Here is a 20,203-nt window from a genome sequence, read left to right as displayed (position 1 = left end):
CCGGGGCCGGTCTCGTCGGGCGACGAGACCGACGAGCCCGCGCTCACAGCCCGTACGAGCGCCCGATGACCTCGAGCATGATCTCGTCGGTGCCGGCGCCGATGCGGTTGAGCCGCAGGTCGCGCCAGGCGCGCTCGATGCCGTACTCCTTCATGTACCCGGCGCCGCCGTGGATCTGGATGCACTCGTCGGCGACCTCGACCGCGATCCGCGACGCGTACAGCTTGGCCATCGAGATCTCGCGGACCGGGTACTCGCCGTTCTCGAACCGCCAGGCGGTCATGTAGACCATCTGCCGCGCGGTCTCGATCTTCGTGGCCATCTCGGCGAACTTGTGCCGGGTGACCTGGAAGCGGCCGATCTCGCGGCCGAACGCCTTGCGCTCCAGCGCGTACTGCATCGTGCGGTCGAAGACGCGCTGCGCCCCGGCGACGCAGCCCGCGGCGCCGATCAGCCGCTCGCCCTGGAGCTCCCAGCTGATGTGGTAAAAGCCCTTGCCCTCCTCGCCGAGCATCGCGCTCGCCGGGACGCGGACGTCCTGGAAGGCGAGCAGCGCGGTGTCGGACGCGTTCATGCCGAGCTTCTTGAGCTTCTGCTCGCGGATGACGCCCGGCGTGTCCATCGGGACGAGGAACAGCGTGATCCCGCCGTGGCCGGCGTCGGGGTCGGTCTTCGTCACGAGGACGATCACGTCGGCGCGGTGGCCGTTGGTGATGTAGGTCTTGGAGCCGTTGATGACGTACTCGTCGGTGGCGGCGTCGTAGACGGCGCGGGTCTTGATGCCGGCGACGTCGGAGCCCGCGTCGGGCTCGGTGATGCCGAGCGCGAGGATCGCCTCCCCCTTGATGGCCGGGACGAGCCAGCGCTGCTTCTGCTCCTCGGTGCCGAACAGGTGGATCGGCGGCATCGCCATGTCGGTCTGGACGGCGACGCCCATGGCGAGCCCGCCGCAGTCGGCGTGGGCCATCTCCTCGGCGAGCACGAGGCTCGCGTAGTAGTCGCCGCCCTGGCCGCCGTACTCCTCGGGCATCGCGAGGCCGAGGAACCCGAGATCGCCCATGCGGCGGATGATCGAGTCGGGGAACGTCTGCTCCTCCCACTCCTCCGCGTGTGGCGCGCACTCCTTGATGACGAACGCGCGGATCGACTCGCGCAGGCGGTCGTGCTCCTCGGTGAAGATGAAGTGCTTGCGCGAGCCCGCGTGGTCGGGCTTGAGGACCGTCTCGGTGGTGGCCATGGCGCGACGGTAGCGCCGCCCGCCCCAAAAGTAAACAGTGGCACTTCCCACTTTCCACGCATGGCGGGTCGCCGTCGCCGACCCCGGCGCGCGGCCCCGCCCACGTGCGAGGATCGGCGTGTGACCTACGACACGCTCCAGTACGACGTCACCGACGGCGTCGCGACCATCGCGATGGATCAGCCGGACACGCGCAACGCGATGTCCGACGAGCTCCTGACCGACCTGCTCGCCGCGCTCGCCGCGGCCCGCGACGACGACGCCGCCCGCGTCGTGGTCCTCGCCTCCACCCACGAGTCCACCTGGTCGGCCGGCGGCAACCTCGCCGGCTTCGCCTCCGACGCGCCGCTCGTCCACAAGCACCGGGGCACCGATCGGTTCCCCTCGGTCTTCAAGCTCATCGGCCAGCTCGGCAAGCCCGTGATCGCGTCGATCGACGGCCACTGCCTCGCCGGCGCGTTCGGCCTCGCGCTCGCGTGCGACCTCATCGTCGCGTCGGACAAGGCGACCTTCGGCACGCCCGAGATCAACGTCGGCGTCTTCCCGTTCATGATCGCCGCGCTGATCTACCGCAACGTGCCGCGCAAGACGACCAACGAGCTGCTGTTCCTCGGCGACCGCATCGACGCCGACGAGGCGAAGCGGCTGAACATCGTCAACGTCGTCGTGCCGCGCGACGAGCACGCCGCGAAGGTCGCCGAGTGGGCCGGGCGGCTGGCCGCGAAGTCCCCGCTGATGATGAAGCTCGGCAAGGACGCGATGTACCGCCAGATGGACCAGCCGTTCGAGGACGCCCTGGACTTCCTGCGCTCGCAGCTGACGATCGCCTTCGCGACCGACGACATCCAGGAGGGCGTCAAGGCGTTCTTCGAGAAGCGCGACCCGGTCTGGACCGGCCGGTGAGCGTGCGGGTCGTCGGGCTGCTGTGCCCGACGAGCGACCGTCGCGACTTCGCCGGGGACGACACCGCGGCGCTCGCCTCGCTGCTCGCGCGCACCGCCGGGATGGCGGACGGTCCGCGCCTGATCGGCTCGGCGGCGCAGGCGTCGCCGGCCCGCTTCGAGGACGACCTGCGCGAGCGGCGCGGCTGCCTGCTGGAGGCCGGGGGACAGGTGGAGGACGCCCTGCGCGAGGGGGACCGGCCGGTGCTCGTCGCCGCCTCGTGCAGCGTCTGCACCACGACGATCCCGGCGGTGCTGCGCGAGCGGCCCGACACCGTCGTGCTCTGGCTCGACGCCCACGGCGACTTCAACACCCCGGACACCACGCCGTCGGCCTACCTCGGCGGGATGTGCCTGGCGGCCGCCTGCGGCGTCTGGGACGACGGGCTCGGCGCCGAGCCCAAGCTCGACCCCTCCCAGATCGTGTTCCACGGCGTCCGCGACCTCGACGCCGCCGAGCGCGACCTCCTCGACGGCTTCGCGGTCGAGATCCTCGAGCATCCCTCGCAGGTGCTCGACGCGGTCCGGGGCCGGCCCGTGTTCGTCCACCTGGACCTCGACGTGCTGGACCCCGAGCTGCTGCCGACCGAGTTCCCGGCCGCCGGCGGCCTGACCGACGGCGCCCTCAAGCAGCTGCTGCGCGACGTGTGCCGCGAGGCCGAGCTCGTCGGGGCGGAGATCGCGTCGTTCGCCGCCCCGGACCGGCTCGCGCTCTGCGCCGCCGCGGCCGGCCCGCTGGCCGAGGTCTGACGCGGGGCGGCGGGGTGCCCGCCGCCCCGCGCCGCGCGGCTCAGTGGTGCTCGACGAGCTCGCGCATCCGGCGGTACTCGTCGGCGGTGATCTCGCGCCCGCCGAGGGTCGAGAGCGACGGGTCGCCGTCGACGTACTGGCGCTCGTTGCGCCGCCACACCGCGATGTAGCGGTAGAACGGGACGACCGGGTGCAGGTGGTGGACCAGGTGGTAGTTCTGGTATAGCAGCAGGGGGAGACCCAGCGCTCGCCGCCGATGCGGTTGCGCGTGGTCTTCAGCCGGTCCTCGGTGGGCTTGTGGTGCAGCCCGTGGTGCGGGAGGTAGTCGAACGCGTAGGCGAGCCAGAGGATCGCGACGCGGGACGGCACGAACAGCACGACCAGCCAGGTGACGACGTTGCCGGTCGCGATCAGCGCGACGGGGACCGCGATCCCGAGCAGGAGGAAGACGACGCCCTCGACCTGCTCGGCGCGCTTGCGGGTCCGCAGCTTCGGCAGGTAGAAGGCGACGTAGTGGTAGTCGATGCTCAGCCAGCGCAGCGGCTTCTGCCAGGCGGGCCCGCGCATCGTGTAGTGGTCGGGGTCGTCGCCGTCGTCGTGGTTGGTGAAGCGGTGGTGCTGCATGTGGATGAAGCGCCAGACGGGGAACGCGGCGTGCAGCGCGAACAGCGGCGTCGAGAGTCGGCCCATCAGGTCGTTGAGCCACGTGATGCGCGACGCCGAGTGGTGGCCGGCGTCGTGGGCGACGGTGAAGAGCAGGTACCCGGCGAGCGCGTTCAGCGGGATCGTCGCCCACCAGGCGAGGTCGTCGGCGAGGTAGAGCACCGTCGAGGCGGTCCACAGCGCGAGGCCGCCGACGAGCAGCAGCAGCGTCGGGACCGCGACGGCCGGGACGGGCTCGGCGGGGTTCGGGATGCGGCGGACGGTGACGGGCGATTCGGTGGGGGTGGACATCGGGGTTCGGCGCCTCCTCAGCGGACAGTTGGCACACCGTACGGCGCCTCATGTCCCGCTCGCAACGGACGCGTTGCCCATCACGGTGTGCGGATCGCACACTCTCAGGAGCGCAGGACCGCCGGGCCGAGCACCTGGGCCAGCAGCAGGGCGGCGTGCAGCTCCGCCGGTCGCTCGGTCAGCGGGCGCCCGCGCAGCTCCTCGCCGCGGCGGACCCGCTGCAGCACCGTGTTGCGGTGCAGGTCCAGGGCCCGGGCCGCCGCGGCGATCCCGCCGTCGGGCGCGACCACCGCGGCGAGGGCCTCGCGGGCGCGGCCGGCGGCCCCGTCGTGCGGGTCGGCGAGCGCGCCGAGCTCCGCGGCGACGAACGCCCGCGCCGCCTCGAGGTCGCGGCTGAGCAGGTCGGCGAGCGCCACCTCGGCGTAGGCGGTGAGGCCGGGCCGGCGGTCCGCGAGCTCCGCGATGCGCCGGGCGCGCTCGGCCTGCTCGCGGCTCACGCGGAAGCCGGCGAGCCCGGGGGCCGGGGCGCCGCACGCCACGTGCACCTCGGGGGCGGCGTCGCGTACCGCGCGGGCGAGCGCGTCGGTCGGGACGGGGCCCTGCCCGGCGATCGCCCAGACGCCCAGGACCGCCGGGCCGTCGGGCACGAGCAGCGGCCGGGGCCCGCCGAGCACCTGCGCGAGCGCCTGGGCGGCGCGCTCGAGCGCGGCCGGGTCACCGGCGGTCCAGCAGACGAACGCCAGGTGCGGCGGGGCGAGCGGGTGGCCCAGCGCGCGCTCGGCGGCGCCGGGGTCGACGCGCTCCCCGGCCAGGACCGACCGGACGACGTCGGCGCGCACGAGCGCGGCGCGCCGCTGCAGGCGCTCGCGCTCGGCGATGTGCTCGGCGCCGACGCGCGCGCTGACCTGGTCGATGTAGTGGAACGTGAACGCCGCGGTCTCCTGCAGGGCGACCACGAGCCGGTCGCGGTCGGGGACGGCCGCGGCGAGCGCCGCGCTCCACTGCTCCCAGAGGTGCGCGTGCCCGAGCCGGTAGAACCGCAGGGTCGCGTCGACGCCACGGCCGCGCACCGCCATGCGGCGGGCGTGCTCGAGCGCGGCGACGGGCGCCTCGGTCGCCGACACGGGGATGCCGTGGCGGATCATCGACAGGATCGCCTCGACGTTCGACGCGCACGAGGCGAGCGTCAGGCCGGCGAGGTCCGGCTCGGCGGCCTCGGGGATGTGCTGGACGAGGAACGCGTACATGTCGGCGGCCAGCCGGTCCAGGCCGCGGGCCCAGGTCGCGGCGAGCTCGCGCGCCTCGTCGACGGTGACCTGGGTGGGGGGTGCGTCGGCGGGCACGGGCGCAGCCTCGCACGCCGCGCTCAGTGGCGCTCCTCCAGGCCGACGGCGTCGCGCAGCCGGCGGGCGTGCTCGTGCAGCTCGGGATCCTCGGCGGCGCGGCTGTCCATGAGCGCGCCAAGCGCCTCGGCGAGCGTGTTGAGCTTCTCGTGCGACGCCTCCTCGGAGCGGCGGCCCGCGTTCTCCAGCAGCGCGAGGAGCAGCAGCGAGATGCAGCTGGAGACCACGTGCAGGACGGCCGCGGCGCTCTTGAGGTCGTGGAAGAGCAGCGGGGCGCTGATCGCCCATGCGAGGATGAAGGTCGCCATCGCGGCGAAGAACCACGGGCGCGAGACGTGCTGCTGGGCGGCTTCGACGAAGCGCTCGAACGGACTGCGGTGGTCGGTGTCGGCGCCCTCGGCGCGCGCGGGGCGGTCGCTCATCCCCACGGTGTACCCGATGCGGGCTTGACCCCGACGTCGGACGCGGGCAGAGTGGGAAGTGGAACGTTCTACTCCCAGGAGTCCCCGCCCCATGAGCCTCGACCACCCGGTCGTCATCTGCTGCTCGATCTCCGGATCGATCGCCAACCGCGACCAGTGTCCCGCGATCCCGTACACGCCCGCCGAGTACGCGGCCGAGGCCCGCCGCGCGGTCGACGAGGGCGCCGTCCACATCCACATCCACGCGCGCACCCCGACCGGTGAGCCGAGCTACGAGATCGACGACTTCGTCGCGATCCGCGAGGCGATCGTCGACGAGATCGGCGACGCGGCGATCATCAACTTCTCCACCGGCACCGTCGGGGTGAGCGTCGAGAAGCGCATCGCCTACCTCGAGGCCGGCCTGCCCGAGGTCGCCGCCCTGAACATGGGCTCGATGAACTACGCGAAGTACTCCGCGCGGCGCCGTGAGTTCGTGTTCGACTTCGTCTTCCAGAACCCGTTCAGCGAGATCCTCGCGCTGCTCGAGGCGATGAACCGGCTGGGGATCAAGCCCGAGCACGAGTGCTTCGACGTCGGGCACGTCGGCTCGCTCGCGCCGCTGGTCGAGATGGGCGCGCTGCCCACGCCGCTGCACGCCGACTTCGTCATGGGCGTCACCGGCGGGATCCCGCCGACGGCGCGCAACCTCGCGGTGATGGCCGACAACCTCGCCGAGATCCCGGGCGGCCCGCACCACTGGGGGGTCATCGGGATCGGCCGCGTGCAGTGGACGATGCTCGCGGCGGCGCTGGCGCTCGGCGGCTCGGTCCGCGCCGGCCTGGAGGACAACTTCTACCTCCCGGACGGCACGATGGCCCGCTCCAATGGAGACCTCATCGCCAAGGCCCGCGAGATGACGCTCGACGCCGGCCGCCGTCCCGCGACCGTGCAGGAGGCGCGCGCCGCGCTGCACCTGCCCGCCAGGGCCGGGTCGGTGTGAACGAGGACGGGCTCCTCAAGATGAGCGAGCTGGCCGAGCGCTCGGGCGTCTCGGCCGGCACGATCAAGCACTACCTGCGCGAGGGGCTCCTCGGCGACGACGGGATCGTCCGCACCTCGCGGAACATGGCCTACTACCCGCCGCACTTCGTCGAGCGCCTGCAGCTGATCAAGCGCCTGCAGGAGGACCGGTTCATGCCGCTGCGCGTGATCAAGGGCATGATGGACGCCGACCCCGAGCGCGCCGCGGCGCTCGTCGAGCTGGAGGACCGCATCCTCGAGCGGGCGCTCGACCACGGCGCCCGCGCGCAGCGCATCAGCGCCGCGGAGGTCCGGCGCCGCTACGACGTGCCGGAGAACGTCCTCGAGCGACTCGCGGAGATCGGGGTGCTGAGCCCGACCAGCCGCGGCTACGACCCCGACGACGTCGCGATCGTGGCGGCGTTCAGCCGCTTCCGGGCGGGCGGCTACGACGAGGCGCTCGGCTTCACCGTGTACGACACGGTCCGCTACCTCGAGGCGCTCGAGCCGCTCGTGCAGGAGGAGGTCCGGGCGCTGCTGGACCGGCTCGCCGGCAAGGTCGACGCCGACCGGGCGGCGGAGCTGCTGGCCACCGGGGCCGAGCCGCTGCGCGAGCTCGTCGGGGCGATGCACTCGAAGCTGCTGCTGCGCGAGCTCGAGCGCCAGCGCGGCCGCCGCTGAGGGCGGGCCGCGCGGGCGGGGCGGACGGCGCGCGCCGCCCGCCTGGAGGGGTCCGGCTCAGCCGGCGGTGTCGACGCGCGTGGAGCCCTGGAGCTTCAGCGCGACGATCGAGCTGTCCGAGGCGCGCCACGGGACGTTCGTCACCGAGCAGGTGAGGATCGCGTCGGTCGGCGCGCCGATCGTGCGGGTCATCTGCAGGTTGACGGTCTGCGGGGTCTCGGCGCCGGGGGAGGCGACGACCGTGCGGGCCTTGTCGACGTCGCCGCCGACCTCGAGCGTGCACTCCGCGCTGGCGGTCTTGTTCGGGCGCAGCAGCTCGCCGAGGCCGAGGTCCCCGGCGACGCCGGTGATCGTCGTCTTCGCGGCGAGGAAGTACGTGCCCGGCTGCAGCTGCGTGATGCGGGTGATCGTCGCGCCACCGGCGGCGACGTTCTCCGGACCGGCCTTGCGGACGGCCTCGGTGCCGGTCAGGCCCTGGCCCTGCAGCGTGTTGCGGACGACCGGGGCGAGCTTGTCCGCGCCGATCGTGTTGGCCGCGATCTTCGAGCCGGTGACGGTGCGGTTCTTCAGGTCGGCACCGATCAGCGAGCCGTTCTTCACGTCGCTGCTGGTCACCGCGCCGGTGGCGATCTGCGAGCTGTTCTTGATGAGCACCGAGGCGGCGGTCGCGGTCCCGGCGCAGGCCACCACGAGGGCGACGATCGAGACGATGAGCGCCGGACTCGGACGCGAGATCTTCATGGATGCTCCCCTGCTTCTGATGGACGGTCGTGGACGCGCCAGGATGGCGCGCATGTTCCCTGGAACACACGATACCCCGAGACGGTGCGCCGCCCACGGCCGCGGACGCACCTTCCCGCGGTGTGTCGGGGGCTCACCAGCGGGCGTGATGGCGCTCCATGACCCCGAAGCCGGCGGCGAGGACGTGCCCGCCGGGGAGCGTCCCGGAGACGCTGCCGAACGGCTGGCGGTAGTCGCTGCTGACGAACGGCCCGACGCGGTCGCGGCGGGTGCGCTCGGCCTCGGCGTGGAACCGCAGCTCGTCGCCCTCCGCGAAGGCCACGGTCGCGAGGTCCGCGGCGAAGCGGACGGGCCCGACCTCGGTCGCCACGCCGTCGGCCCAGACCGTGCGCTCGGAGCCCGTCGGCGCGTCGTGGATCCCGGTCACGAGGTTCCAGGTCAGCGCGACGCCGTCGGCGGTCGCGCCGATCCCCGCCGCCCACTCCCAGTCGGTCGTGCGCGCGTGGTAGCCGGCGGAGTCGTCGATCAGCGCGCGCCCGACCAGGTGCCGGGTGCGCCCGTCGATCGTCACGGTGCCGCGGGCGGCAGCGCCCTGCTTGCGCGTCCAGATGTGGGAGCGCCCGTGCCGGGACACCGTCTCGACCGCGTCGCCGTCGCGGTCGATCCGCAGGTCGATCTCGACGCCGCGGTCGCGCACGCCGACGCCGCCGTCGGGCAGCCGCACGCGGGTGGGGGAGAACGACGTGCGCTCGTGCAGCTGCTGCGCCTCGCGGTCCCAGACGGCCCAGAACGCCTGCGGGGCGCCGCCGAGCACGACCCGCCCGGCGCACAGCATCAGCTCCGGTCCGTAGACGCCGACGTAGCGCCAGCGCTTCAGCGGGCGCCGGTCGTGCACGAGTGGCATCCTGGCCGGGGGCAGCAGGCCGGCGGCGACGCCGGCCGCCAGCGCGTCGCGCCCCCGACCCGCCGCGGCGTCACCGGCGGGAAGCACGATCCTGGCGGGCGGGACGGGCGGCATGCGGGCTATTGTTCCCGATGGCGATTGACTCGTCAGTCAACGTCCGACCGCCATGCGCGCCGCCGTCATCCAGCTCACCAGCACCACGGACGTCGCCCGCAACGTCGCCGCCGCGGACCGCCACGTCCGCGCCGCCGCAGCCGACGGGGCGCAGCTCGTGCTGCTGCCGGAGAAGTGGACGGCCTACGGGCCCGCACGCGAGGTCGCCGCGCTGGCGCAGCCGCTGGACGGGGAGGCGGTCGCCTGGGCGCGCGCGACCGCGCGCGAGCTCGGGATCGACCTCGTCGCCGGATCGATGGCCGAGGCGCCCGCCGCGGACGACGCCGACGCCCGGACCCGCAACACGTCCGTGCACGTCGGCCCCGAAGGGGAGCTGCGTGCGACCTACCGCAAGATCCACCCGTTCGACGTCGACGTCGACGGCACGAGCTACCGCGAGAGCGAGCACGAGCGGCCCGGCGACGAGGCGGTGCTCACCACCGCCGCCGACGGCACCGGCCTGGGCATGAGCGTCTGCTACGACCTGCGCTTCCCCGAGCTCTACCGCGTGCTCACGCTCCGCGGCGCGCGGATCCTCCTCGTGCCCTCCGCCTTCACGCTGGCGACCACGCGCGAGCACTGGGAGCCGCTGCTGCGGGCCCGCGCGATCGAGAACCAGTGCTTCGTGCTCGCCGCCAACCAGGTCGGCGAGCACGCCCCGGGCCTGCGCACCGGCGGGCGCTCAACGATCGTCGACCCGTGGGGCGTCGTCCTCGCGCAGCAGCCCGACCGCGAGGGCCACGTCCTCGCCGACCTCGACCTCGACGGGCAGGACCGCATCCGCCGCGACCTGCCCGTCCTGCACCACCGCCGCCCGCACGCCTACGCGTGGCCGACCTAGAGCAGGGGACTTCCATGGCGACCTCCAAGACCACCGCGGCCGAGAAGCGCCGTCTCATCCTGGACGCGGCCGTGCGCGTGTTCGCGCGGCAGGGCTTCCACACCTGCCGCGTCAGCGACATCGCCGACGAGGCGGGCGTCGCCTACGGCCTCGTCTACCACTACTTCCGCAGCAAGGACGAGGTCCTCGACACGCTGTTCCGCGACCGCTGGTCGCTGATGACGGCGCTGATCGAGGACGTCGACGGGCGCGACATGCCGACCCGCGACAAGCTCCGCCAGATCACCTCGTTCATCTTCGACAGCTACCGGCACGACCCCGAGCTGATGAAGGTGATCATCGTCGAGGTCACGCGCGCGGCGAACTCGTTCGGCCAGACGCACCTGCAGGAGATCCGCGGTGCCTACGAGGGCATCGCGCGGATCGTGGAGCACGGGCAGGAGCGCGGGGAGATCCGCGGTGACGTGACCTCCCAGTTCGCCGCGATGGCCTTCTACGGCGCGATCGAGCAGGTGCTCACCAGCTGGATCTTCGAGCTGCTCCCGTTCGGCGAGGCGGAGGCCGAGCAGGCCAAGACGCTGATCGTCGAGACCATCTGCGGCGGCCTCGACGCCCGCTCCGCCTGAGCTCTCCCATAGGATCACCGCAATGGAGAACGAGCTCGTCAAGCGTCTCGCCTGGTCCGGCATCCTCGCCGGCGTGGGTGCGCTCGCCAGCATCGCCGCGCATCGGGTCGCCGCCCTGATCTACCTGCGCGTGTTCGGTGAGGAGCCACCGGAGTGACCATGAGCGACGACCAGACCGACAAGACCACCGAGGAGGAGGCCGCGACCGACGCGGCCGCGGCCACCGAGGACACGGAGACGACGGCGCTGTTCGCCGCGCCCGCGCCCCCGCCGGAGCCGACGCCCGTGCCGCCGCCGTCCGGCGGCCAGCAGGCCGTGCCGCCGCCCTCCGCGGACGGCCCGCCCGCCCCCGAGGGCGGCCCCGTCACGCTGCCGACCGAGAAGCCCGAGGTGCTGATCGGCGGCGCGCTCGCCGGCGGCTTCCTCGCGGCCCTGATCCTCAAGCGCCTGGGACGGCGATAGCCATGGCCGACCAGCAGCCGCAGCAGAGCACCGCCCAGATCGCCCAGGCGATCCAGGAGGTCACCGAGAAGGCCCAGATCCTCGTTCGCGAGGAGATCGAGCTCGCCAAGGCGGAGGTGACCCAGAAGGTCACGAAGCTCGGGCGGGGCGCGGTCATCGGCGTCGCCGCCGGGTCGTTCGCGCTCGTGGGCCTCATGGTCCTCATCCAGGGGCTCGCGTGGCTCCTCTACTACCTGCTCCCGGTCGCGGACCTCGCGTACTTCTGGGGCTTCTTCACGCTGGCCGCGATCTTCTTCCTGCTCGCGGGCGTCGCCGGCTTCCTCGCCGCGAAGCTCGTCAAGGCGGGCAAGGATCCGAAGCCGACGATGGCCATCGAGGAGGCCAAGCTGATCAAGGAGACCTTCGAGAACGCCGGTTCCAAGGACGAGGTGGGGTCGTGAGCGGCCAGCGCACGCCCGAGGAGATCCGGGCCTCGATCCAGCAGAACCGCATGGAGCTCGCCGCGTCGCTCGACACGCTGCGCGCCGAGGTGGCCGAGGTCACCAACTGGCGCAAGCAGGTCGCGCTGCACCAGCGCGAGGTGCTGATCGGCGCCGCGGTCACCGGCTTCGTGCTCGGCGGCGGCATCGCCGCCATCGGCGGGCTGTTCCGGCGGCGCTCCCGCCGCTAGAACCTCCGGCCCCGCCGGGCGTTGGAGCATCCGATGCCCCGTCTCGCCGTCCTGCTCATCGCCCTCGTCGCGCTCGCGGCGGGGGCGATGCTCGTCCTGGGCCGGGACGACGGCGACGGTCCGGGCGGGACGGCCGGGACCGGGCGCGCGACGCCCGCGGTCGCGCTCGGCGGCTGGGAGCACGTCGCCGACCCGCGCGACGTCGGGCTGCGCGCGGGCTGGGCGACCGACCCGCCCGCGATGCGGCCCGTCGCCGTCCCCGGTGCGGCCGAGCGCCGCGTCGTCGGCGGCCGAGCCGGGTTCCGCTCGTTCGCCGGCTCGGTCGGCTGGTGGCGCACGACCCTGACCGTCCCGCGCGCGGGACGCGTCGCCGTGCGCTTCGGCTCGGTCGGGTACCGCGCGACCGTCTGGATCGCCGGACGCGAGGCGTGCGAGCACGTCGGCGCCTACGAGCCGTTCGACTGCGTCGCGGACCTGCCCGCCGGCCGGCACCCGGTGATGCTGCGGGCCGACTGGGAGAACCCGGAGGGCCAGGCCCGCGCCGGCCACGACCGCGCCTGGTGGAACTGGGGCGGCCCCAACTGGGAGGTGACCGCCCGCGAGGTCGCCCCCGTCGAGCTGCAGCTCGTCGCGCTGACCACGCGCGTGCGCCGCGACGGCAGCGCCCGCGCGACGCTCACCGTGCGCCTGCGGGCCCGCGGGGCGGGCCCGCCGACGGGCCCGCGCACCACGGTCCGCGGCACGCTCGGGGACACCCCGGTGACGTTCCCGGCCGTCGCACTGGCGGCGGGCGGGACGGCCCGCACGTCCGCCCGGGTGGACCTGCCGACGCCGGCCCTGTGGGCGCCCGGCCGGCCGCGCCTGCAGACGCTGCGCCTGCGCGCCGACACCGCGGGCGCGGACGCTCCCGGCCTCGAGCGCCGCGTCGGGCTGCGCGACCTGCGCGTCACGCGCGACGGGCGGCTGCGGCTGAACGGCCGGCCGTTCCGGATGCTCGGCGTCGGCCTGCCCCCGGACGCGCGCGGGCACGGCGACGCGCTCACCCCGCGGGACCGCCGCGAGATCCTGCGCGAGATCCGGGCGACCGGGGCCAACACGGTCCGCAGCCAGCATCCGCTCTCCGACGCGATGCTGACGATGCTCGACGAGGCCGGGATCCTCGTCTGGCAGCTCGTCGGCCCGTTCGACAAGGCCGGGCGGTTCTGGGCGCAGACCCCGCAGCGCGCACGCCGCGCGCGGGCGCGGATCCTCCGCGACGTCGACCGCATGGCCGCGCACTCGTCGATCGCCGCATGGTCGCTGACCAACGAGCTCGCCGGCCAGGGGCACCCCGACGGCCAGGCGGGCTTCCTGGAGCGGATGGCAGGCATCCTGCAGCGGCGGACCCCCGGGGTGCTCGTCGCCACGGACGTGTGGGGCACGCACCTCCCGCGCGAGCGCGGCCCCGCCTACGCGCGGCTCGACGCGGTCGGCTTCACCGAGTACGTCGGGATCGCCGAGCTGCCGCAGGAGCCGGTCGCCGTGCAGGACGCCGAGGTCGTGCGCCGCGTCGAGCAGCTGCGGCGCCTGTTCCCGTCCAAGGCGATCGTCGTCACCGAGTTCGGCGCCAACGGCAACGCCCAGAACCCGACCGCGCAGCCGGGCGGCTTCGCCTACCAGGCGGCGCTGCTGCGGCGCCGCATCGCCCTCTACGCGGCGCGCCCGGACGTGGCCGGCATGCTCGTCTGGACGCTGCGGGACTACGCGGTCTCCCCGGGCTTCGCGGGCGGCAGCCTCGGACGCCGCCAGCCGCAGCTGCGGCTCTCGGGCCCGCTGAGCGAGAAGGGCCTGTTCCGCTTCGACGGGACGGCGAAGGAGGCGGTGGGCGCGGTCCGTCAGGCGTTCGCGAGGGTGCCGCGCGGCGGCTGAGGCGCCTCGGGCTCCTCGGGGAGCGGGAGCGGCGCGAGCGCGGCGAGCAGCCGGGACTCCCGCCGGAACTGCAGGTACTCCAGCAGCGCGATCTGCATCGACGCGGCGACCGGGATCGCCAGCAGCGCCCCGAGGACCCCGAACAGGGTGCTGCCGCACAGCACGGCCATGATCACGACGAACGGGTGGATGTCCACCGCGCGCTTCTGGATCTGCGGCTGGATCACGTTGTTCTCCAGCTGCTGGTAGATGACCGACCAGATCACCCAGACGATCGTGGCCGTCGGGAAGTCGATGAACAGCGTCACCAGCGCGACGACGACCGCCCCGATCGTCGCGCCGATCAGCGGGATCAGGTCGAAGGCGCCGACGATGATCGCCAGCGGGGCGGCGAACGGGATCCCGAGGATCCGCAGGACGACGTAGGTGAGGACCGCGGCCACGGTCGCCTGGAGCAGCGCGCCGCCGATGTAGTTGCCGACGGCGTCGGCCATGCGGCGCAGCGTGCGGTCGAGCCGGTCGCGGCGGTGCTCGGGCTGCATCTGCACCACGCGCGCCGCCCACGCGGGCCCGCTGCTGACGAGGAAGATCGACAGGATCAGGATGTTGAACAGCGCGAAGCCGCTGTTCACGAGCCCGAGCCCGAGGTCGCTCAGCAGCGTCGCCGCGTCGCCGACGCGGGCGGGCAGCTTCTCCGCCTCCTCCTGGAGCTTCGCGACGACGTCGTACTTGTCGTCGAGGTCCTGCAGCGTCTCGTTCTCGCTGACGAACTGCTCGATGTCCCGCGCGTACCCGGGGAAGTCCTCGACGAGCTCGGTGCCCTGGTTGACGAACGGCGGGATCACGATCAGCGCCAGCAGCACCGGCACGAGCATCAGCCCGAGGTAGGCGGTGGCGATCGCCAGGCCGCGCTTCATGAACCGCGACAGGAGGTTGACCGGCCCGGACATCGCGACCGCGAGGAACGTCGCGAGCACGAGCCAGCCCAGCGGCGTGCGCAGCAGCCAGACGAGGTACAGGACGCCGACGACCGCGAGGACGACGAGGACGTTGCGGGCGATCTGGCGCCCCGCCGTCAGGCTCGCCAGCGGGGACGGGACGGGAGCGGCTGGCTCGGGCATGCGCCCGGCCAGCATCGCAGCGGGCCCGGACGCCTCAGGCGTGCAGGCGGGCGGGCATCCCGCCGACCCCGAGCATGCCGGGGCCGAGGTGCGTGCCGATGACCGGGCCGAGCTGGCCGACGAACAGCGGCGGGACGCCCATGATCGCCTCGCCGCGGTCGACGAGTTCCCGGGCCTTGTCGGGCGTCTGGATGTGCTGGATGTACCAGCAGTCGGCGCCCGCGTCCTTCAGCTCCTGCAGGTAGCCGACCATCCGCTCGAACATCTTCCCGCTCGTGCGGACGCGCTCGACGGGCTGGATGTCGCCGTCGCAGGTGAGGATCGGCTTGATCTTCAGCGCGCCGCCGATCCACGCCTGGGCGCTGCCGATCCGCCCGCCGCGGCGCAGGTACTCGAGCGTGTCGATCGCGAACCAGACCTTGCCGGCGGCGAGGGCGTCCCGGGCATGCGCGAGGACGGCGTCGACGTCCTTGCCCGCCCGCGCGCCCGCCGCGGCGGCGAGCACGATCCCGCCGAGGCCGGCGCAGGCGCTGCGCGAGTCGAGCACCTCGACGCGGCGGCCCGGGTAGCGCTCCTGGATCTCGTCGCCCGCCTGCCGTGCGGCCTGGGACGTGCCGCTGAGCGCGGCGGACAGGTGCACGGAGACGATGTCGTCGCCCTGCTGGGCGATCGGCTCGTAGACGGCGAGGAAGTCGCCGACGGACGGCTGCGAGGTCGTCGGGACGCTCGTCTGGTCCTTCAGCCGCTCGTAGTAGCCGTCGAGGTCGGTGAGGTCGACCTCGCGGACGGTGGAGCCGCGGTCGTTGATGTAGAGGCTGACCTGCTGGACGCCGTGCGCGGCGAGGACCTCGGCGGGGCAGTAGTGGGTGGTGTCGGTGACGATCGCGACGGCCATGGGGCGACCCTACTCAGCCGCCCCGCCGGAGGCACGCCAGCGCAGGTGCTCGACGACCCGCTTGGAGTCGCAGATCGCGTCCCCGTCGATCACCGCGACCGGCACGTGCCGCTGCCCGGTGAGGGCGGCGACCTCGCCCCGGTCGTCCTTGCGCCAGGGGACGCGGACCTCGGTGACCTCCTCGCCGGCCCGGCGCAGCTCGCGCGCCACGCGCCCGCACGGGCACAGCCAGTCGGTCGGGGTGCGGCAGCGGTAGAGGGTCGCCATGGCGGCGATTATCGCGGCGCCGGCGGGCCGGCCGCGGCAGCGGCCCAGAGGTGCTGCGCCGCGGCGGCGCGGTACGGGCGCCAGCGCTCGGCGTGGGCGAGCAGGCCGCGCGCGTCCCCGGGCAGGCCCAGGGCCTGCGCGGTGCGGCGCAGGACGAGGTCGGAGGCGGGGAACGCGTCGCGGTCGCGCAGCGCGCGCAGGGCCACGTAGTCGGCGGTCCACGGGCCGATGCCGGGGACGGCGAGCAGCGCCGCGCGGGTGGCGTCGGGACGGGCGGGGTCCAGCCGCAGCGTGCCGTCGGCCAGCGCGGCGGCGAGCGCGACGACGGTGCGTCCCCGCGACCGCGGCATCGGGAGCGTTGCGGGGTCCAGCGCGGCGAGCGCCGACGGCGTCGGGAAGGCGTGGGTGAGCGCTCCCGGCGAGCCGGACCCGGCCCGCGGCGTGCCGTGCGCGACGGCGAGCCGACCGGCGAGCGTGCGCGCGGCGGCGAGCGAGACCTGCTGGCCGAGCACCGCGCGCACGGCGAGCTCCGCGGCGTCGACCGCGCCCGGGACGCGCAGCCCGGGGCGGGCGGCGAGCAGCGGCGCGAGCGCCGGGTCGGCCCGCAGGAGGGCGCCCGCCGCCGCGGGGTCCTCGTCGGCCGCGGTGAGCGCGAGGGCGGCGTCGACCGGCCCGGCGTGGTGCACGGCGCGGTCGCGGCCGAGCTCGAGCTCGAGCACGACGTCCGGGCCGAGCAGCCGCCGGTAGCGGCACCCGTCGACCTCCTCGACGCCGGGGACGGCGCGCGCCGCGAGCCAGGCCAGCAGCGCGTCGCCGTCGAACGGCGCCCGGACCGGGAGCGCCGTGCTCACGCGGCGAGCGCGCCCTCGAGCCGCAGCAGGTGCTCCTTGCGCGCGAGGCCGCCGCCGTAGCCGACGAGGCGGCCGTCCGCGCCGACGACGCGGTGGCACGGGACGACGATCGACAGCGGGTTGCGGCCGTTGGCCAGGCCGACGGCGCGGGACGCGGTCGGCCGCCCGAGCCGCGCGGCGAGCGCGCCGTAGCTCGTCGTCCGTCCGTACGGGACGTCGGCGAGCGCGCGCCAGACCTGCCGCTGCCACGGGGTGCCCGCCGGGTCCAGCGGGACGTCGAAGTCCTGCAGCTCCCCGGCGAAGTACGCGTCGAGCTGTGCGCAGACCGCGGTGAACGCGGCCGCGTCGGTCGTCCAGGACGGGTCGGCGGGCGGGGCGTGGCGGTGCTGGCGGAAGTGCAGGCTGCGCAGGCCCGCCGCGCTCGCGACGAGCCGCAGCGGCCCCAGCGGGGAGTGGTGGACGGTGGTGACGAGGCGGCTCATGGTCGGACAACGGCGGGGCGGCCGCGGGCGTGAGGTCGGCTCAGCGCGAGGGGTCGACGACGATCTTCCGCGCGGCGCCGCCGCCAGGCGCCTGCAGCGCGGCGGCGAGCTCCCCGAGCCCGATGGCGGGCAGCAGCAGCTCGCGCGGGTCGACCTGGCCGCGCGTGAGCAGCCACAGCGCCCGGTCGACCTCGAGGCGGTCGTGGTGGAACGCGCCGCGCACGTCGAGCTCCTCGTAGTGCAGCGGGCCGGTGGGCAGCGGCGCGGCGGTGCCCGACGGGCAGCCGCCGACGAGCACGACGCACCCGCCGGGGGCCGCGGCGCCGACGGCGTCGGCCCACGCCTGCGGGCGGCCGACGGCCTCGAAGACGAGGGCGTGCGCGCGGTCGAACCGCTCGACGGCGACCGCCCCGAGGCCGGTCGCCTGCGCGCGGCGCTCGGGGTGGCGGTCCACGAGCGTGACGCGGCGGCCCTCGAGGACGAGCAGCCGGGCGAGCATCAGGCCCATCGTGCCGCCGCCCAGCACCGCGCAGTCCTCGGCGTCGGTCCCGCGCGCGACGGCGTGGATGCAGGCGGCGAGCGGCTCGGCGACCGCGGCGACCGCGAAGTCGAGCCCCGGCGGCAGCGTGTGCAGCGCCGCCTCCGGGGCGGCGATCCGCTCGGCGAAGCCCCCGAGGATCCAGGTCATGTCGCGGCAGATCTGGGCGCGGCCCGCGAGGCACGGCGCGCAGCTCCCGCACGCCGCGGAGTCGCCGACGAGCACCGGGTCGCCGGTGTCCAGTCGCACGCCGGCCATCTCGTGCCCGAAGCGGGCCGGGTAGGGGCCGAGCACGCGGTGGCCGTGGCGGAGCATCTTCAGGTCGGTGCCGCACGCCGTGGCGGCCCGGACCTCGACGAGCACCTCGCCCCGGGGCTCGGGCACGTCCATGACCTCGAGCGTCCCGGGCGCGGTCAGGACCGCGGCGCGCATCAGGGCAGCACCAGGGCCTTCACCGCGCCACCGCCGCGCTGCAGCTCGAGCGCCTCGGCGGTCCGCTCCAGCGGCAGCCGGTGGGTGACCAGCGGCAGCGGGTCGACGGCGCCGGAGGCCAGCAGGGCGAGCGCCGCCCGCATGTCCGCGGGCCCGGCCGAGTAGCTGGCGTGGACCTCGACCTCGCCCATGTAGGTGGCGAACGCGTCGAGGTCCAGGCGCTCGCCCGGGGCGGGTGGCGCGTAGAGGCACAGCGCGCCGCCGGGAGCGACGGCGGCGGCCCCGTCGGCGATCGCGGCCCGGGCGGGGGTGCAGACGAGCGCGACGTCGACGAGCTCGTCGGCGTGCCGGGTGGCGCCCAGCGTGGTCGCGAGCTGCAGCCGCTCCGGGCGCGGCTCGCGGATCCAGACCGCCTCGACGGCGCGGGCGTGCGCCGCGGCGATCGCCAGCAGGCCGCTCGTGCCCGCGCCGACGACCAGCAGCGAGTCGCCGGCCCGCAGCCCGACGCGGTCGAGCGCGCGCAGCACGCAGGCCAGCGGCTCCACGAACGTCGCCCGCTCGACGTCGAGGTCGCCCAGCGGCAGCAGCTCCTCGACGAGGTCGGCGGGGACGCGGACCCGCTCGGCGAACCCGCCGGGGTCCAGCGCCGTCGTGCGGAAGCGGTCGCAGAGCGTCTCGTGCCCGCGGCGGCAGCGGCGACACTCCCCGCACGGGGCGTGGTGGTGGATGACGACGCGGTCGCCGGGCGCGACGGTGCGCACGCCCTCGCCGACCTGCTCGACCTCGCCGCACAGCTCGTGGCCCAGGACGACCGGCACCTTGCGCGCCACCCAGGCGGTGCTGACGTCCGAGCCGCAGACCCCGCACGCGAGCACGCGGCAGACGACCTCGCCCGGGCCGGCGACCGGGTCGGGGCGCTCCTGCACGGTCACGTCGTGGGGGGTGGTGGAGAGCGCGACCCTCATGCGGAGGCCCCCAGCAGCGCGGCGACCGTGGCGCGGTCCACGGGGGAGGCGACGCCCGCCTCGGTGACGAGGGCGGTCACGAGCGCCGCGGGCGTGACGTCGAACGCCGGGTTGCGGGCCGGGGTCCCCGGCGGGGTGATGGCCACGCCGCCCAGGTGCGTGACCTCCTCGGCGGCGCGCTCCTCGATGACGATGCCGGCGCCGTCGGGCAGTGCGGCGTCGATCGTCGTGGTCGGTCCGGCGACGAGGAACGGGATCCCCGCCGCGGCGGCGGCGAGCGCGTGCGCGTAGGTGCCGACCTTGTTGGCGGTGTCGCCGTTGGCGGCGACGCGGTCGCAGCCGACGATCACCGCGTCGACCTCGCCGCGCGCGATCAGGCCGGCGGCGGCGCCGTCGGCGAGGACCGCGTGGGGCAGGCCCAGGCGGCCGAGCTCCCAGGCGGTCAGGCGCGCGCCCTGGAGCAGCGGCCGGGTCTCGCAGGCGAGCACCTCGACGGGCCCGTGCCCGGCCAGCGCCGCGATCACCCCGAGCGCGCTGCCCGCGCCGCCGGTCGCGAGCGCGCCGGTGTTGCAGTGGGTGAGGATCCGGCGCGGCGTGCGCGGCAGCAGCTCGGCGAGGAGCGTGGCGCCCGCGGTGCAGAGCGCGGCGCTGGCGGCGTCCTCGAGGGCGTGGACGGCCTGCGCCTCGGCGCGGGCGGCGGCGGCCATGCGCGCGGGACCGGCGGCGAGCGCGGCGTCCCGCACGCGGTCCACCGCCCAGGCGAGGTTCACGGCGGTCGGGCGGGCGTGGCGCAGCCGCTCCCACGCGGACTCGAGCGTGCCGAGGTCCGGCCGGCCGGTCAGTGCGAGCGCCAGGCCGTACGCGCCCGCGATCCCGATGTTCGGTGCGCCCCGCACCGCGAGCCGCTCGATCGCGACCGCGACCGCCTCCGCGTCGCGGAGCGTCAGCCAACGCTCCTCATGGGGGAGCATCGTCTGGTCGAGGAGCAGCAGCTGCTCCCCGTCCCAGGACAGGGCA

The 20,203-nt window shown here is 74.9% G+C and carries 24 protein-coding genes and 1 pseudogene; 11 read left to right on the top strand and 14 right to left on the bottom strand.

Going from position 1 to position 20,203, the window contains the following annotated elements; all coding sequences use genetic code 11:
• Positions 1–43 precede the first annotated feature (43 nt).
• The gene (locus GKE82_RS07765; protein ID WP_154732909.1) at positions 44–1,237 is read right to left on the bottom strand and encodes an acyl-CoA dehydrogenase family protein; all 1,194 of its coding nucleotides are present in this window, start codon (positions 1,235–1,237) and stop codon (positions 44–46) included.
• 120 nt (positions 1,238–1,357) lie between these two features.
• Between GKE82_RS07765 and GKE82_RS07760 the strand changes: the two genes are divergently transcribed.
• Together GKE82_RS07760 and GKE82_RS07755 are read left to right on the top strand one after the other, a co-directional pair.
• Complete coding sequence (locus GKE82_RS07760) at positions 1,358–2,140, top strand: enoyl-CoA hydratase-related protein (protein WP_309233486.1); 783 nt, start codon at positions 1,358–1,360, stop codon at positions 2,138–2,140.
• The gene (locus GKE82_RS07755; protein ID WP_154732906.1) at positions 2,137–2,928 is read left to right on the top strand and encodes an arginase family protein; all 792 of its coding nucleotides are present in this window, start codon (positions 2,137–2,139) and stop codon (positions 2,926–2,928) included. The genes GKE82_RS07760 and GKE82_RS07755 overlap by 4 nt, the downstream gene beginning before the upstream one ends.
• Before the next feature lie 246 nt (positions 2,929–3,174).
• On the opposite strand, the pseudogene GKE82_RS31270 reads toward GKE82_RS07755, so the two are convergent.
• The 3 genes and pseudogenes from GKE82_RS31270 to GKE82_RS07740 form a co-directional block, all read right to left on the bottom strand.
• Positions 3,175–3,882 (bottom strand): annotated as a pseudogene (locus GKE82_RS31270) (fatty acid desaturase); the annotation flags it as partial.
• A 104-nt stretch (positions 3,883–3,986) separates the two neighbouring features.
• Entirely contained in the window at positions 3,987–5,225 is a 1,239-nt protein-coding gene (locus GKE82_RS07745) for a helix-turn-helix domain-containing protein (protein ID WP_309233485.1), read from the bottom strand.
• Between the two features lie 23 nt (positions 5,226–5,248).
• The gene (locus tag GKE82_RS07740) at positions 5,249–5,647 is read right to left on the bottom strand and encodes a low affinity iron permease family protein (protein ID WP_107570336.1); all 399 of its coding nucleotides are present in this window, start codon (positions 5,645–5,647) and stop codon (positions 5,249–5,251) included.
• A 91-nt stretch (positions 5,648–5,738) separates the two neighbouring features.
• On the opposite strand from GKE82_RS07740, the gene GKE82_RS07735 reads away from it, so the two are divergent.
• Positions 5,739–6,629: a 3-keto-5-aminohexanoate cleavage protein gene (locus GKE82_RS07735; RefSeq protein WP_154732905.1), complete on the top strand. Its 891-nt coding sequence runs from the start codon at positions 5,739–5,741 to the stop codon at positions 6,627–6,629.
• 20 nt (positions 6,630–6,649) lie between these two features.
• A complete protein-coding gene (locus GKE82_RS07730; protein WP_146175422.1) occupies positions 6,650–7,330 on the top strand; it encodes a MerR family transcriptional regulator in 681 nt (226 codons plus the stop codon).
• A 57-nt stretch (positions 7,331–7,387) separates the two neighbouring features.
• Here the strand turns inward: GKE82_RS07730 and GKE82_RS07725 are convergent, their stop codons facing one another.
• Positions 7,388–8,071: a hypothetical protein gene (locus GKE82_RS07725; protein ID WP_107570333.1), complete on the bottom strand. Its 684-nt coding sequence runs from the start codon at positions 8,069–8,071 to the stop codon at positions 7,388–7,390.
• A 133-nt stretch (positions 8,072–8,204) separates the two neighbouring features.
• Positions 8,205–9,089 carry a DUF2804 domain-containing protein gene (locus GKE82_RS07720; protein ID WP_154732903.1) on the bottom strand — a complete coding sequence of 295 codons (885 nt, stop codon included), beginning with the start codon at positions 9,087–9,089 and terminating at the stop codon, positions 8,205–8,207.
• Between the two features lie 52 nt (positions 9,090–9,141).
• Here GKE82_RS07720 and GKE82_RS07715 point away from each other — a divergent pair, with 52 nt between their 5' ends.
• The 7 genes from GKE82_RS07715 to GKE82_RS07690 are packed head-to-tail and all read left to right on the top strand — an operon-like array spanning position 9,142 to position 13,635.
• Entirely contained in the window at positions 9,142–9,969 is an 828-nt protein-coding gene (locus tag GKE82_RS07715) for a carbon-nitrogen hydrolase family protein (protein ID WP_154732902.1), read from the top strand.
• Between the two features lie 14 nt (positions 9,970–9,983).
• Entirely contained in the window at positions 9,984–10,595 is a 612-nt protein-coding gene (locus GKE82_RS07710; protein ID WP_107570330.1) for a TetR/AcrR family transcriptional regulator, read from the top strand.
• Positions 10,596–10,617: 22 nt separating this feature from the next.
• Positions 10,618–10,752 carry a hypothetical protein gene (locus tag GKE82_RS29820; protein ID WP_255450673.1) on the top strand — a complete coding sequence of 45 codons (135 nt, stop codon included), beginning with the start codon at positions 10,618–10,620 and terminating at the stop codon, positions 10,750–10,752.
• 2 nt (positions 10,753–10,754) lie between these two features.
• Complete coding sequence (locus tag GKE82_RS07705; protein ID WP_154732901.1) at positions 10,755–11,057, top strand: hypothetical protein; 303 nt, start codon at positions 10,755–10,757, stop codon at positions 11,055–11,057.
• A gap of 2 nt (positions 11,058–11,059) precedes the next feature.
• Complete coding sequence (locus GKE82_RS07700) at positions 11,060–11,497, top strand: phage holin family protein (protein ID WP_107570328.1); 438 nt, start codon at positions 11,060–11,062, stop codon at positions 11,495–11,497.
• On the top strand, positions 11,494–11,727 hold the full coding sequence (locus GKE82_RS07695; RefSeq protein WP_107570327.1) for a DUF3618 domain-containing protein: 234 nt from the start codon (positions 11,494–11,496) through the stop codon (positions 11,725–11,727). The genes GKE82_RS07700 and GKE82_RS07695 overlap by 4 nt, the downstream gene beginning before the upstream one ends.
• 33 nt (positions 11,728–11,760) lie before the next feature.
• Positions 11,761–13,635: a glycoside hydrolase family 2 TIM barrel-domain containing protein gene (locus GKE82_RS07690; RefSeq protein WP_154732900.1), complete on the top strand. Its 1,875-nt coding sequence runs from the start codon at positions 11,761–11,763 to the stop codon at positions 13,633–13,635.
• Here the strand turns inward: GKE82_RS07690 and GKE82_RS07685 are convergent.
• The 8 genes from GKE82_RS07685 to mtnA are packed head-to-tail and all read right to left on the bottom strand — an operon-like array spanning position 13,602 to position 20,199.
• On the bottom strand, positions 13,602–14,756 hold the full coding sequence (locus GKE82_RS07685; protein WP_230316116.1) for an AI-2E family transporter: 1,155 nt from the start codon (positions 14,754–14,756) through the stop codon (positions 13,602–13,604). The genes GKE82_RS07690 and GKE82_RS07685 overlap by 34 nt on opposite strands.
• Before the next feature lie 34 nt (positions 14,757–14,790).
• Positions 14,791–15,651 (bottom strand): DegV family protein, encoded by an 861-nt coding sequence (locus tag GKE82_RS07680; protein WP_107570324.1) that lies wholly within the window; start codon positions 15,649–15,651, stop codon positions 14,791–14,793.
• A gap of 9 nt (positions 15,652–15,660) precedes the next feature.
• Complete coding sequence (locus GKE82_RS07675) at positions 15,661–15,918, bottom strand: glutathione S-transferase N-terminal domain-containing protein (protein WP_107570323.1); 258 nt, start codon at positions 15,916–15,918, stop codon at positions 15,661–15,663.
• Positions 15,919–15,926: 8 nt separating this feature from the next.
• A complete protein-coding gene (locus GKE82_RS07670; RefSeq protein WP_154732899.1) occupies positions 15,927–16,769 on the bottom strand; it encodes an AlkA N-terminal domain-containing protein in 843 nt (280 codons plus the stop codon).
• Positions 16,766–17,251 (bottom strand): methylated-DNA--[protein]-cysteine S-methyltransferase, encoded by a 486-nt coding sequence (locus tag GKE82_RS07665; RefSeq protein ID WP_154732898.1) that lies wholly within the window; start codon positions 17,249–17,251, stop codon positions 16,766–16,768. Before GKE82_RS07665 ends, GKE82_RS07670 begins: the two co-directional genes overlap by 4 nt.
• A gap of 40 nt (positions 17,252–17,291) precedes the next feature.
• Positions 17,292–18,221, bottom strand: coding sequence for a zinc-binding dehydrogenase (locus GKE82_RS07660; RefSeq protein WP_154732897.1), 930 nt, complete (start codon positions 18,219–18,221; stop codon positions 17,292–17,294).
• Positions 18,221–19,186: an alcohol dehydrogenase catalytic domain-containing protein gene (locus GKE82_RS07655; RefSeq protein ID WP_154732896.1), complete on the bottom strand. Its 966-nt coding sequence runs from the start codon at positions 19,184–19,186 to the stop codon at positions 18,221–18,223. Before GKE82_RS07655 ends, GKE82_RS07660 begins: the two co-directional genes overlap by 1 nt.
• On the bottom strand, positions 19,183–20,199 hold the full coding sequence (gene mtnA / locus GKE82_RS07650; RefSeq protein ID WP_255450873.1) for an S-methyl-5-thioribose-1-phosphate isomerase: 1,017 nt from the start codon (positions 20,197–20,199) through the stop codon (positions 19,183–19,185). Before mtnA ends, GKE82_RS07655 begins: the two co-directional genes overlap by 4 nt.
• Positions 20,200–20,203 lie beyond the last annotated feature (4 nt).

The organism is Conexibacter sp. W3-3-2, assembly GCF_009707605.1.
GTDB classification, from domain to species: Bacteria; Actinomycetota; Thermoleophilia; order Solirubrobacterales; family Solirubrobacteraceae; genus Paraconexibacter; species Paraconexibacter algicola.
The sequence above is the reverse complement of the archived record's forward strand: the minus strand, read 5'-3'. Positions and strand labels throughout refer to the sequence as shown.